This window comes from Pseudomonas sp. G5001, from assembly GCF_013385475.1.
In the GTDB taxonomy this organism is placed as follows: domain Bacteria; phylum Pseudomonadota; class Gammaproteobacteria; order Pseudomonadales; family Pseudomonadaceae; genus Aquipseudomonas.
In genome coordinates this window covers 732,376-745,484 of record NZ_JACAPZ010000005.1, presented here as the reverse complement: position 1 = coordinate 745,484, position 13,109 = coordinate 732,376, and the positions used below count along the sequence as shown (strand labels likewise).

The following is a 13,109-nucleotide window of genomic DNA, read 5'->3' as shown; positions in this document are numbered from 1 at the left end:
GCCGTGGAACAAGCGTAGTCCCAGGGCAAGGCCGCGCAAATCGGGGGCCCGGAGAGATTGGCATCAGCAGGATGGAAGGTTTGGGGTAGGGATTGCCCTACACGGATGGCGGGGATAGAACAGAGCAGTTACAAACCCCACGCTACGAGCAGCAAGACCGGGCTGCGCGACGCTCGGCAGGTAGTCGCAAACAGGTATGCCGCTATAGGAGTTTGTGCTCCATGGCGTACTTCACCAGTTCCGCCAGGGAGGTGATATTGAGCTTTTGCATCAGGCGCGCCTTGTGGGTACTGATGGTTTTGCTGCTCAACGCCAACTGCTGGGCGATGTCGTTGACGTTGGCGCCCTGGGCCAGGCGCTCGAATACCGAGAACTCGCGCTCCGACAACAACGAGTGCAATGGGCGGGAATCGGTGAGGCCGACTTCGAAGACCATGCGGTCGGCCAGGTCCGGGTCGATGTACCGTCCGCCCGCCGCGACCTTGCGGATCGCGGTCAGCAGCAGCGCCGGGTCGCTGTCCTTGGTGGCATAGCCGGCGGCACCGACCTTCAGCGCACGGGCGGCCATTTGCGCTTCGTCGTGCATCGACAGCACCAGGATCGCCGGGGGATTGTTCAGCGCACGGATCCGCGGGATGGCTTCCAGGCCGTTGACGCCAGGCATCGAGATGTCCAGCAACACCACCTCGCAAGGCACGTGGCGCAGAGTCTCCAGCAACTGCTCGCCATTGCTCGCCTCGCCCACCACCAGCAGGTCCTTGGCCAGGCCGATCAGTTGCTTGATGCCTTCGCGAACGATGGTGTGGTCTTCAGCTACCAGTACACGGATCACTGTGGATGTCCTCTTCTTTTGGTTATCAATCCAGCGGCACCGTCACACTCAGGGTGGTGCCTTCGCCCAATGCGCTGTCCAGGCTCAACTGCCCGCCCATGATCAGCACCCGCTCGCGCATGCCCACCAGGCCAAACGATACAGGGCGCCCGGGAGCCTGGACGAAACCTGCACCGTCGTCGCTGATGGTCAGGCGCAAGTGCGCGCCCTCCACCACCAGCGTCAGCTCGACAGTATGCGCCTGGGCATGGCGCATCACATTGGTCAGTGCCTCTTGCAGGATGCGGAACAGGCCGATGGCCTTGGCGTCGCTCAGCGCCGGCAGATTATCCGGCACCTGCACCAGGCACGGAATCTGCGTCCGGGCCTCGAAACGCCGGGCCTGCCATTCGATCGCCGAGGCAATCCCGGCATCGAGAATCGGCGGACGCAAGGCGGTGGCCACATCGCGCACCAGTTGGAACAGTTGGGCGATCAGGCGCTTCATGCTGTTCAGCCGCTCGTGCAGGCCAGGATCCAGTTGGGCGTAGGTCAGCTCGCACATCGAGGTTTCCAGCTTGAGCACGGTGAGCATCTGTCCCAACTCGTCGTGCACTTCCCGGGCGATGCGGGCCTTCTCTTCCTCGCGCACGGTTTCCAGGTGGGCCGACAATTCCCGCAATTGCGCGCGGGAGGCGTCCAGCTCCAACTCGATGCGCTTGCTCTCGCTGATGTCCCAGACAATTCCGTCCCAAACCACGGCGCCGTCTTCCAGGCGTCGGGTCACGGCCTTGATATCGGCCCAGCGCTGCTCGCCCAGGCGGGTCAGGATGCGGCCCTGCCAGGCCCAGTTGCTCTCCGTCTCGATGGCCTGGTCCTGGGTGCGGTGATAACTGGCGCGGTCGTCGGGATGCACCAGGCTGCGAATGCCCATGGCCGGATGGCTGAGCACTTCCGGCGCGTAACCCACCAGGCCCTCACTGCCCTGGCTGATGTAGGCGAACTCGATCGCCTCGCTGCGCGGCAAGCGCTCCAGGCGAAACACCAGCCCCGGCACATTGGCGGCGATCCCTTGCAGCCGCGCCTCACTTTCCTGCAACGCCGCGAGGGCCCGGCGACGCTCGGTGACATCGTTGAGGTAGACCACCAGGTATTCGCCGTCGGCAAAGCGCAGGAAACTCAGGGACACATCGGCTGGCAATACGCTGCCATCGGCGCGCAGGCAATTGGTGGCAAAACTCTGTGGCCCGTCTTCGCTGGCCCGGGCGCGCTTCCACAGGTTGAGCCAGCGGTCCATGGTCAGCGTCGGGTCGAATTCGATCAGCGGTCGTTCGATCAGGGCGCCGGGGCCGTAGCCGAGCATGGTTTCCGCCGCCTGATTGGCGTAGCGCACATGGCTGTCCCAATTGACCCAGAGGATACCGACGGTGCTTTGGTCGATGGAGAACTGGGTCAGGCGCAAGGCTTCGGCACCCGCGGCGCGGGCGGCGCTTTCTTCGCGGGCGGCCAGCAGATTATGCTCCAGGCCGCGTTGCTGGCGGCGCTGCCAGAACACCACGGCCAGGCTGGCGAGCAATAGCAGGCCCAGCAGCAACGTGAGGTTTTGCCAGAAGCCGGGGGACTCGGTCACCCGTGGGTATTTGGGCTGCAGCCAGCGGCTGTGCAACTGGTCCAGATCACGAGCGGGAATCGCGCGCAAGGCGCTTTGCATGATATCGGCCAGCTCGGGCCAGTCGCGCCGCGTGGCCACCCGCAGCAATTGCGGCAGGCCGATATCGCCGACCACGGCAAGGCCGGCGAACTCGGTTTCGCCCGACAACCGGCTCAATTGCGCCTCATCCACCACCGCATACCGCGCCTGCTGGCTCACCAGCAATTGCAGGGCCTGGCGCTCCATGGGCACGCCTTGCAGGTTGAGGCTCGGGTAGGTGCTGCGCAGGTAATCCGCCACTGCGCTGGGCATGCGCACGGCGACGCGGGATTGGTCGTCGAGTTTCTCCAGGTCGACTGCGGTGCTGCCATCACGAACCCCGACAATGTGCTGGGGCACCCGCATATACGGATCGGAGAACAACCACAGGCGCAGGCCGGCCGGGGTTTGCAGCAGGCCGGGGGCGAGGTCGACCTCGCCGTCACGCACCGCCGCCTCCAGTTGCTCCTGATTGGGAAAGTTGCGCCAGGTCAGTTCGATATTCAGCGCCTTGGCCAACCACTGCATCAATTCGACATTGGCCCCGGACAGCCGCTGCAAGCGCCGATCGTATTGGGCATAAGGCGCCTGTAACACCAGCCCGACCCGCAGGTCGGGATGCTGTTCGAGCCATTCGCGCTGGCCGGCATCGAGCTGCGCCTGATGAGTGGCAGGCGCAGGCACGGCGCCCGCGATCAAGGGAAAGCATATACAGCCGATAACCAGCAGGTAGCGAAAACCCATGATCCACGTCTCATATCACTGACAAATACTGACCAACCCATTAGGCTGCCGGAATCACTTCTGGCCGGAAATCAACGATGCCACTTTCCCACCGCTCGGCACTGCCAGCATTGTGCCTGTCGCTGCTGTTTACCAGCGCCTTTTGTGTCGAGGCCGCCGACACTCCCGCTCCCGCCCCGGAAAAACCGGTGGTGCGCCAGCCCTTGCCGGAGCGCAGCCAGGAAGAAGCCAACGCCCTGGAACGACAAATCCCGCAGCAGGAACAACAACAGTTGCAGGCGGGCAGCGATTCTTTCCTGGCTTTGTGGAAGCCGGCCAACAGCGGTGAGCCTGAAGGCGTGGTGATTATCGTCCCGGGCAACGGCGAAAGTGCTGACTGGCCTCAAGCAATCGCGCCGTTGCGCAAGAAATTGCCGGACGCCTCCTGGGGCACCCTGAGCTTGTCGCTGCCGGACCTGACCCTGGACACCTTGCCACCCCGCGTCATCGAATCGCCCAAGGCGACCGTGGAGACCAGCAGCAAAGACGCCAGCACCGTCGCCAAACCCGTGGAGCAAGCCGCCAGCGCCGAAGCGGAAGGCACTGACCCGGCCGTGGTTCCCGGCACCGATGAACAAGACAAGACCGACACCACGCGAATCTTCGCGCGCATTGACGCCGCCCTCGCCTTCGCCCAGACCCAGAATGCCCGCAGCGTCGTATTGCTCGGCCACGGCACCGGCGCCTGGTGGGCCGCGCGTTACCTGAGTGAAAAACAACCGGCGCAGGTGCAGAAATTTGTCATGGTGGCCGGGCAGACCCCGGCGGGCCGTGCCCCGGACCTGCAACAACTGGCACCGAAACTGAAGCTGGCCACGGCAGATTTTTTCTACCAGGACAACGCCCAGGCACGCAAAGCGGCCCAGGAACGTTCCCAGGCCAGCAAGCGTTTGAAGAATGACAGCTACAAGCAGGTGTCGTTGAAGGCCCTCCCCGATAACAGCCAGGCAGGGCAAGAGCAGCTGTACCGGCGGATTCGCGGGTGGCTGAGCCCGCAAAATCCCGGAGACTGATCGTAAATCTCAAAAACACTGGAGAACAAAATGTGGGAGCGGGCTTGCTCGCGAATGCGGTGAGTCAGTCACTGCATCTGTTACTGATCCACCGCATTCGCGAGCAAGTCGAATCGTCGCACCGCCACTCCCACAGTTGATCCGATTTACGCCATAAAAAAGCAGCGCCTGATAATTCTGTTAGCGAAAGTCTCGCCTTTCGCGAATCAGCGCATAGGCGTTGTGCAGCTCGCGGGTACGTTCGGTCGCCTCCCGCACCTGGGCTGGACTGGCGCCACTGCCGGCAATTTTGTCCGGGTGGTGCCGGCTGAGCAGGCGCCGGTAGGCACGCTTGATCACCGCGGGCTCCGTCGTCGACGTCACCCCCAGAATCCGCAACGCCTCCTGATAAGCCCCGCCACGATTGGCCAACGGCTTGCGCTCCGGCTCATAGTCAGCCGCCAGCGCCTGGATCTGCTGGACCGTCCAACCCAGCCATTTGCCCCATTGTTCAATCAACTCGCGCTCGGCCGTACTGGCCTTGCCGTCCGCCCAGGCCATGCGCCAACAGGCACGCAGCACACCTTCCGCCGCATGGGGCTGGGCCTTGAGCACGCCCAGGTAACTGCGTACCCGGTCCGAGCCGGACTTGCCGCGATTGAACGCGGCAATCGCACGGCGCTGGGCCGGCTCGGCCATGTCCAGCGAGCGCATTTCCTGGCGGGCCTGCTGGATATGCCCGTCCACCACCCGGCCGTTGCTCTTGGCCAGGCGACCGAGCAACACGAACAGCAGTTCGTCATTGCGCAACGCCGGCCGGCCGCCAAGGCGCTCGCGTAACTGGGCCCAGCTTTGCAGTTCCAGGCGCCGGTCCAGCGCCTGGCCCAGCAGTGCGCCCAACATGGCCCCCGGAATGCTGGCAATGGCAAAGCCCGCCCCGGCTCCAATCAGAGTCCCTGGCCACAACATCCTAGTGCCCCGCTGTCAGCAGGGTTTCGACTTGCGCCAGACGCTCCAGCGTCCCGACATCGATCCAGCGTCCGTTCATGTGTTCCCCCGTCACCAACCCTTTCGCCATGGCGTCACGCAACAGCGGCGCCAGCTTGAAGGCACCCGCACTGCAACCCGCGAACAGCTGGGGGTGGAGTACGGAAATGCCACTGAAGGTCAGGTTATCGGCACCGGCGGCGGCATCATGAAGCGCGCCGTCCTTCAGGTAGAAATCACCACCGGACGGATGGTGCGGCGGGTTGTCGACCATCACCAGGTGGGCCAGCCCATCCAGTGGCTGGTGGAGGCTGGCGAAGTCGTAGTCGGTCCAGATGTCGCCATTGACCACCAGGAACGGTTCGTCCCCCAGCAGCGGCAAGGCCTTGAAGATCCCGCCGCCGGTCTCCAGCGGCTCGCCTTCGGCCGAGTACTGGATGCGTACGCCGTACTGCGAGCCATCGCCCAGATAGCCTTCGATCTGCTGGCCAAGCCACGCATGGTTGATGACGATCTCGGTAAAGCCCGCTTTCGCCAGCGCCTCGAGGTGGTACTCGATCAGGCGCTTGCCGCCGGCCTGGATCAGCGGCTTGGGCGTGTGCAAGGTCAGCGGGCGCATCCGCTCACCTTTGCCGGCGGCCAGGATCATGGCCTTCATACCACCGCCTCGACGCGCAGGCTCGCCAGCAATTCACCCAGTTCGCTCAACTCTGGCCGGTCCGCGAGCACCGCCTCTATATAAGCGAAGAAGCGCGGCACGTCCGCCAGGTAGCGCGGCTTGCCATCGCGGTGGCAGATGCGCGCAAAGATGCCGATCACCTTGAGGTGACGCTGCACGCCCATCAGGTCGCTGGCCCGCAGGAACTCCTCGAAGTCCGCCTGCACCGGGATACCCAGCGCGCCGGCGCGCTGCCAGTAACCGCGCTGCCATTCCCGCACGCGGGCCTGCGGCCAACTGAGGAAGGCGTCCTTGAACAGGCACGTGATGTCGTAGGTCACCGGGCCGTAGACCGCATCCTGGAAGTCCAGCACGCCGGGATTCGGCTCGCTGATCATCAGATTGCGCGGCATATAGTCGCGATGCACCAGGACCTTGGGCTGGGCCAGGGCGCTGTCAATCAGGTGTTCGCTGACGCGTTGCCACAGGCCAAGCTGCCGGGCGTCAAACTCGATGCCCAGCTCCCGGCGAACGTACCATTCAGGAAACAATTCCAGCTCCCGACGCAACAGCGCGACGTCATAACTGGGCAACGGGGCTTCCATCGGCAATTGCTGGAAAGCCAGCAATGCGTCGATGGCATCGGCGAACAATTGATCGGCATTTTCAGCCGTAATCACGTCCAGATAGGTTTTTTTCCCCAGGTCGTTCAGCAAAAGAAAGCCGCGAAGCAGATCTTGCGCATAAATTTTCGGAACATTTATTCCCGATTGACCGAGTAAATGAGCGATATCGACGAAAGGTTTGCAGTTTTCCTGGGGGGGTGGAGCGTCCATCACGACAAAACTGCGACCTCCTCCCTCCCACCGGAAGTAACGCCTGAAACTCGCGTCACTGCTGGCCGCAGTCAACGTGGCCGGGGGTACGACACCCCAGCCCTGGGTGGTAAAGAGGCCTGGCAATTGCTCATCAAGCCAGACTTTCAGCTGTTGCAAACGTAGATCTTGGTCGGGCATTACAAGGGTCTCCGACGGCGCTAGCCGTCAAGCGGGTCATGCTTTATTATCACGCATCTTTTTCAGACCATCGAGAGGCGTGCGGCCCACACCGCGGGCAGATGGCACGCAGGAAGCCCGGACTAATAAGATGGCATTGAAATCCCCCGCGTTTCGTAGAAAATTTCCGTTGCTGGTAACCGGCAGTCTGCTGGCCATGCAACCTTTCGCCACCTCATTCGTGGTCGCCGCGGAACAGTATGACTGCTCAGTCTCTGCTTCGGGTGCCTGGGATTGCGCGCCGAAAACGGCCGCAGCCCCGCTGCCACCGCGCCCGGTGCATGACGGCAGTGCCGTCAGCTCTGCCAGTGGCACGCCGCAAGGCGAGTCCGGCGGCACCGCCGAGGCCGTGCCGCAGACCGCTCTGGTCACCGAAGCCAAGGGCCGCGGCCTGCGTTCGCGCAGCGCCGACTACAGCCACCTGGACTGGGTCCCTCGCGAGAAGCTCACCGCCGCACAACTGGCCGAAACCGGCCCGTACTGCTCCGGCGCGTACATCGAGCCGATCCGTCCTGGCATGAACGACAAGACGAACAAGAGCGACGCGCCGACCTTCATCGGCGCCAAGGTCTCTCGTTACGAGCAGGAACAACAAGTTGCTTCCCTGGCCGGTGACGTCGTCATGCGCCAGGGCAGCATGCAGGTCGAGGCCGACGAGGCCAACCTGTACCAGGCCGAGAACCGTGGCGAGCTGAACGGCAACGTCCGTCTGCGCGACAACGGTGCCCTGCTGGTGGGCGACCACGCTGAAGTCCAGCTGGACACCGGCGCCGCCAAGGTCGACAACGCCGAATACGTGATGCACAAATCGCGCATCCGCGGTAACGCCCTGTACGCCAAGCGTGCCGAGAACGCGATCATCCGTCTCAAGGACGGTACGTACACCACCTGCGAGCCGAACAGCAACGCCTGGCAGCTCAAGGGCAACAACATCACGCTCAACCCGGCCACCGGTTTCGGTACCGCGACCAACGTGACGTTGCGGGTCAAGGACATTCCGATCCTTTACACCCCGTACATCTACTTCCCGATCGACAACCGTCGTCAATCCGGCTTCCTGCCGCCGAGCTTCAGCACCGGTGGCGAGACTGGCTTCACGTTGGTTACGCCGTACTACTTCAACCTGGCGCCAAACTACGACGCCACGTTGTACCCGCAATACATGACCAAGCGCGGCCTGTTGATGGAAGGCGAATTCCGCTACCTCACCAAGTCCAGTGAAGGCCAGTTCGGCGGCGCGTACCTGAACGACGACAGCAGCGAGCGTAAAGGCCAGACCGACTACGAAAAAGATCGCTACATGATCAACTGGCAGCACAAGGGCGGGCTGGACTCGCGTGTACTGACCCAGGTCGACTACACCAACATCAGCGACCCTTATTACTTCCAGGATCTGAAGTCCTATCAGGAAGGGATCAAGAGCCAGGACTACGTGAACCAGCAAGGTTCGGTGACCTATCGCGGTGATACCTTCCAGGCAAAACTGAACCTGCAGGCGTACCAGCTGGCAACGATCTCCCAGATCACGCCGTATGACCGCTTGCCACAGATCACCTTCAACGGCACGCTGCCGTACCATCCAGGCGGGGTGAACTTCACCTACGAGACCGAAGCAGTACGCTTTGATCGGGACTTGGAGAACGGAAGCTTCACGGATGAAAACGGGCTCGTATCGCCGCGGCTCGACACCTACGTAACCGGCCTGACCCGCGCAAACGGTACTCGCCTGAACGTTGCGCCGGCAGTCGACTACCCGATGAACTGGACCTACGGTTTTATTACGCCAAAGTTGAAGTACGTCTATACCAAGTACGATCTTGATTTGGACAGCATCGGCAAGAACCAGATTATCGCAGCGCAAGCCGCGTCAACTGCAGCCAACCCTTATGCCGGTGGCACCTTCAAAAGCTCGCAAGACCGTGCAATTCCGATTGCCAGCATCGACAGCGGCCTGTACTTCGACCGCAACACCAACTTGTTCGGCAAAGACTACCGTCAAACTCTGGAGCCTCGTGCGTACTACCTGTATGTACCGAACAAGGACCAGGGCGATATCCCGGTATTCGACAGCGGTGAGTACTCGTTCAGCTACGCGTCGCTGTTCCGTGACAACCGCTTCAGCGGTACTGACCGCATCGGCGACGAGAACAAACTGTCCCTGGGCGTGACAAGCCGCTGGATCGAAGAAAACGGCTTCGAACGCCAACGCGTCAGCATCGGCGAGGCCGTGTACTTCAAGAACCGCGAAGTTCAACTGCCGGGCATCCTGGCCGCGGACCGTGCGGACGCACAGTCTGATGTTTCGCCAATCGCCCTGGACTACGAGTTCCGCTTCAACCGTGACTGGCGCGCCACTGCCGATTACAACTGGGACCCGGAAAGCCACAGCCCACGCTCCGGCAGCGCGATGTTCCACTATCAGCCGGAAGACAACCCGAACAAGGTTATCAACGTCGGCTACCGCTATCGCAACGACCAGGTGGTGTACAACCAGCTGACCGGCAAATGGCAGTTTGGTGGCGACTACGGGCAGCCAGGCGACCCGAACTTCGTGAAGGATTACTACAAAATCCAGCAACACGACTTCTCGATGATGTGGCCGATCGTTCCGCAGTGGAACCTGATCACCCGCTGGCAGTATGACTATGCCCGCAACCGTACCCTGGAGGCCTTCGGTGGTTTCGAGTACGACAACTGCTGCTGGAAACTGCGCGTCATCAACCGTTACTGGGTTTCCAACGACGAATACAGCCAGATCGCCCCGCTGAACGAAAAGGGTGACCACGGGCTCTTCTTCCAAGTTGTCCTCAAAGGACTCGGCGGCCTGACCGGCGCCAAGGTAGAGAGCTTCCTCGACAAAGGCATTGAAGGTTATCGTGAACGTGAAGACCAAGCTTTCTGATTGTCTGCGCCCGCTGATGCTGGGCGCGCTGTTCCTGGGTACCGCCGCAGCTCACGCTGCGGTTCAACCGCTGGACAAGGTAGTGGCCATCGTCGATAACGACGTGATCATGCAGAGCCAACTGGACCAACGGGTCAAGGAAGTTCAGCAAACCATCGCCAAGCGTGGCGGCGGCGTACCGCCGACCAGCGTGCTGGACCAGCAGGTGCTCGAGCGCCTGATCGTTGAAAACCTGCAACTGCAGATCGGCGATCGCTCCGGTATCCGTATCAGCGACGAAGAATTGAACCAGGCTGTCGGCACCATCGCCCAGCGCAACAACATGAGTGTTGATCAGTTCCGCGCAGCCCTGGCTCACGACGGCCTGTCCTATGAGGACGCCCGTGACCAGATTCGCCGGGAAATGATCATCAGCCGTGTACGTCAGCGTCGCGTGGCCGAACGGATTCAGGTGTCCGAGCAGGAAGTGAAGAACTTCCTCGCCTCCGACCTTGGCAAGATGCAGCTTTCCGAAGAACTGCACCTGGCCAACATCCTGGTGCCTACGCCCGACAGCGCCAACGCTGAACAGCTCAATGCTGCCGCAGCGAAAACCCAGGCTATCTATGACCGTCTCAAGCAAGGTGCCGACTTTGCCCAGATGGCCATTGCCCAGTCCGGCAGCGACAACGCCCTCGAAGGCGGTGACATGGGCTGGCGTAAAGCCGCGCAACTGCCACCACCGTTCGACCGCGAGCTGAGCGCCATGGAAGTTGGTGGCATCACCCAGCCTGCCCGTACGCCAGGCGGTTTCATCATCCTCAAGTTGCTCGGCAAGCGCGGTGGCGAAGAAGCGCAGATGAAGGACGAAGTTCACGTTCGTCACATCCTGGTCAAGCCAAGTGAGATCCGTACCGAAGCCCAAACCAAGGAACTGGCCCAGAAGCTCTATGACCGCATCGAAGCGGGCGAAGACTTCGGCGAATTGGCGAAGAGCTATTCCGAAGACCCGGGTTCGGCGCTTAACGGCGGCGATCTGAACTGGATCGATCCGAAGGCACTGGTTCCAGAGTTCCAGGACGTCATGGCCAAGACCCCGCAAGGCGTTCTGTCCAAGCCGTTCAAGACCCAATACGGCTGGCATGTGCTGGAAGTCCTTGGCCGTCGCGCCACTGACAACACCACCCAGGCCCGCGAGCAGCAAGCCCTGACCGTACTGCGTAACCGCAAATACGACGAAGAGCTGCAAACCTGGTTGCGTCAGATCCGTGACGAAGCCTACGTAGAGAACAAGCTTCCTGGTGCCGACCAAACAGGCACCGACCAGGCAGCCCAGTGATACCCAAGCGTTTCGCACTGACACCCGGCGAGCCGGCCGGCATTGGTCCTGACCTGTGCCTGCTGCTCGCCTCGCACCCCCAGCCACACCCCCTGATTGCCATTACCAGCCGCGACCTGCTCATTGAGCGGGCCGCGCAGCTGGGTGTGGTTGTCGATCTGCTGCCGGTGGGCCCGGGCAACTGGCCTGATCTGCCGGCACCGGCCAACAGCCTGTACGTATGGGATACCCCGCTGGCGACCAAGGTCGTGGCCGGGCAACTGGACAAGGCCAACGCTGCCTTCGTCCTGGAAACCCTGACCCGTGCCGGCCAGGGCTGCATCGACGGGGATTTTGCCGGGATGATCACCGCCCCGGTACACAAGGGTGTGATCAACGAATCAGGCATCGCCTTTTCCGGTCATACCGAATTCCTCGCTGAGCTGACCCATACCGAACAAGTGGTGATGATGCTGGCAACGGGCGACCTGCGGGTGGCGCTGGTGACCACTCACCTGCCCCTGCGCGAGATTGCCGACGCCATTACCCCCGAGCGACTGGAGCGTGTGACACGCATCCTGCACGCCGACCTGCAACAGAAATTCGGCATCGCCCAACCACGCATCCTGGTCTGTGGGCTCAACCCCCACGCCGGTGAAGGTGGCCACCTGGGCCATGAAGAAATCGACATCATCGAACCAACCCTGGAGCGTCTGCGCCTTGAAGGCATGGACCTGCGCGGCCCATTGCCTGCCGACACTCTGTTTACCCCCAAATATCTGGAGCACTGCGACGCAGTGCTGGCGATGTACCATGACCAGGGCCTGCCCGTGCTGAAGTACAAAGGCTTTGGCGCCGCGGTCAATGTGACACTGGGCCTGCCGATCATCCGCACCTCCGTCGACCATGGCACCGCCCTGGACCTCGCAGGCAGCGGCAAGATCGATACCGGCAGCCTGCACGTGGCCCTGGAAACCGCCTATCAGATGGCCGAGACCCGTATATGACCGAGCATTACCAACACCGGGCGCGCAAGCGTTTCGGGCAAAACTTCCTGCACGACGCTGGCGTGATCGATCGCATCCTGCGTTCCATCCATGCCAAGCCCGAAGACCGCCTGCTGGAAATCGGCCCGGGCCAGGGCGCCCTGACCCAAGGCCTGCTGAAAAGCGGCGGCCAACTGGACGTGGTTGAGTTGGACAAGGACCTGATCCCGATCCTCAACCAGCAGTTCGCCGGCATGCCCAATTTCAACCTGCACCAGGGTGATGCGCTGAAGTTCGACTTCACCAGCCTCAATGCAGCGCCCAACAGCCTGCGGGTGGTCGGCAACCTGCCGTACAACATCTCCACCCCGCTGATTTTCCACCTGCTGAACAACGCCGGCATCATCCGCGACATGCACTTCATGCTGCAAAAGGAAGTGGTCGAGCGCCTGGCAGCGGGTCCTGGAGGCGGTGACTGGGGTCGCCTGTCGATCATGGTTCAGTACCATTGCCGCGTAGAGCACCTGTTCAACGTCGGACCTGGCGCGTTCAACCCCCCGCCGAAAGTCGACTCCGCCATCGTGCGCCTGGTGCCTCACGCGGTGTTGCCACACCCGGCCAAAGATCACAAGTTGCTGGAGCGCGTGGTGCGCGAAGCCTTCAACCAGCGCCGCAAGACCTTGCGCAATACGCTGAAGGCTTTGCTCAGCAACGCTGAAATCGAGGCCGCCGGCGTCGACGGCAGCCTGCGCCCCGAGCAGTTGGACCTGGCCGCCTTCGTGCGCCTGGCTGACCAGCTCGCCATTCAGCCTGCGCCAGTGGCTGAATAAATAGTAGGAGCCGGCTTGCCGGCGATGGCGCACTCACGATCGCCATCGCTGGCAAGCCAGCGCCTACGGGCCTAGACTGACCGGCATCCGCTGTTCCCCCGCTTTTGCTTTTAAGGCC

The 13,109-nt window shown here is 62.2% G+C and carries 10 protein-coding genes; 5 read left to right on the top strand and 5 right to left on the bottom strand.

Annotated features, from left to right (window positions below):
- Positions 1 to 202 precede the first annotated feature (202 nt).
- Entirely contained in the window at positions 203 to 832 is a 630-nt protein-coding gene (locus HX805_RS04805; protein ID WP_003210977.1) for a response regulator transcription factor, read from the bottom strand.
- A 25-nt stretch (positions 833 to 857) separates the two neighbouring features.
- Positions 858 to 3,245: a PAS domain S-box protein gene (locus HX805_RS04800; protein WP_177080669.1), complete on the bottom strand. Its 2,388-nt coding sequence runs from the start codon at positions 3,243 to 3,245 to the stop codon at positions 858 to 860.
- 77 nt (positions 3,246 to 3,322) lie between these two features.
- Here HX805_RS04800 and HX805_RS04795 point away from each other — a divergent pair, with 77 nt between their 5' ends.
- On the top strand, positions 3,323 to 4,297 hold the full coding sequence (locus HX805_RS04795) for an alpha/beta hydrolase family protein (protein WP_177035232.1): 975 nt from the start codon (positions 3,323 to 3,325) through the stop codon (positions 4,295 to 4,297).
- Between the two features lie 180 nt (positions 4,298 to 4,477).
- On the opposite strand, the gene HX805_RS04790 is transcribed toward HX805_RS04795, so the two are convergent.
- Genes HX805_RS04790 through HX805_RS04780 form a run of 3 tightly spaced genes read right to left on the bottom strand, consistent with a single transcriptional unit; the run spans position 4,478 to position 6,937 of the window.
- Positions 4,478 to 5,245, bottom strand: a complete 768-nt coding sequence (locus tag HX805_RS04790) for a TerB family tellurite resistance protein (RefSeq protein ID WP_003210983.1) — start codon at positions 5,243 to 5,245, stop codon at positions 4,478 to 4,480.
- 1 nt (position 5,246) lies between these two features.
- Entirely contained in the window at positions 5,247 to 5,921 is a 675-nt protein-coding gene (gene murU / locus HX805_RS04785) for an N-acetylmuramate alpha-1-phosphate uridylyltransferase MurU (RefSeq protein WP_177020667.1), read from the bottom strand.
- Positions 5,918 to 6,937 carry an aminoglycoside phosphotransferase family protein gene (locus HX805_RS04780; RefSeq protein WP_008434428.1) on the bottom strand — a complete coding sequence of 340 codons (1,020 nt, stop codon included), beginning with the start codon at positions 6,935 to 6,937 and terminating at the stop codon, positions 5,918 to 5,920. The genes murU and HX805_RS04780 overlap by 4 nt, the downstream gene beginning before the upstream one ends.
- A 130-nt stretch (positions 6,938 to 7,067) precedes the next feature.
- Here HX805_RS04780 and HX805_RS04775 point away from each other — a divergent pair, with 130 nt between their 5' ends.
- Genes HX805_RS04775 through rsmA form a run of 4 tightly spaced genes read left to right on the top strand, consistent with a single transcriptional unit; the run spans position 7,068 to position 12,991 of the window.
- Positions 7,068 to 9,878 carry an LPS-assembly protein LptD gene (locus HX805_RS04775; protein ID WP_177020665.1) on the top strand — a complete coding sequence of 937 codons (2,811 nt, stop codon included), beginning with the start codon at positions 7,068 to 7,070 and terminating at the stop codon, positions 9,876 to 9,878.
- Positions 9,859 to 11,196 carry a peptidylprolyl isomerase gene (locus HX805_RS04770; protein WP_003210991.1) on the top strand — a complete coding sequence of 446 codons (1,338 nt, stop codon included), beginning with the start codon at positions 9,859 to 9,861 and terminating at the stop codon, positions 11,194 to 11,196. Before HX805_RS04775 ends, HX805_RS04770 begins: the two co-directional genes overlap by 20 nt.
- Entirely contained in the window at positions 11,196 to 12,182 is a 987-nt protein-coding gene (gene pdxA / locus HX805_RS04765; protein ID WP_177116655.1) for a 4-hydroxythreonine-4-phosphate dehydrogenase PdxA, read from the top strand. The genes HX805_RS04770 and pdxA overlap by 1 nt, the downstream gene beginning before the upstream one ends.
- The gene (gene rsmA, locus HX805_RS04760; protein WP_003210994.1) at positions 12,179 to 12,991 is read left to right on the top strand and encodes a 16S rRNA (adenine(1518)-N(6)/adenine(1519)-N(6))-dimethyltransferase RsmA; all 813 of its coding nucleotides are present in this window, start codon (positions 12,179 to 12,181) and stop codon (positions 12,989 to 12,991) included. Before pdxA ends, rsmA begins: the two co-directional genes overlap by 4 nt.
- The last annotated feature ends 118 nt before the right edge of the window (positions 12,992 to 13,109 follow it).

Coding starts and splice junctions, on each gene's coding strand:
- HX805_RS04780 (WP_008434428.1), bottom strand. CDS start 6,937: ATGCCCGACCAAGATCTACGTTTGCAACAGCTGAAAGTCTGGCTTGAT.
- murU (WP_177020667.1), bottom strand. CDS start 5,921: ATGAAGGCCATGATCCTGGCCGCCGGCAAAGGTGAGCGGATGCGCCCG.
- HX805_RS04795 (WP_177035232.1), top strand. CDS start 3,323: ATGCCACTTTCCCACCGCTCGGCACTGCCAGCATTGTGCCTGTCGCTG.
- rsmA (WP_003210994.1), top strand. CDS start 12,179: ATGACCGAGCATTACCAACACCGGGCGCGCAAGCGTTTCGGGCAAAAC.
- HX805_RS04775 (WP_177020665.1), top strand. CDS start 7,068: ATGGCATTGAAATCCCCCGCGTTTCGTAGAAAATTTCCGTTGCTGGTA.
- HX805_RS04800 (WP_177080669.1), bottom strand. CDS start 3,245: ATGGGTTTTCGCTACCTGCTGGTTATCGGCTGTATATGCTTTCCCTTG.
- HX805_RS04790 (WP_003210983.1), bottom strand. CDS start 5,245: ATGTTGTGGCCAGGGACTCTGATTGGAGCCGGGGCGGGCTTTGCCATT.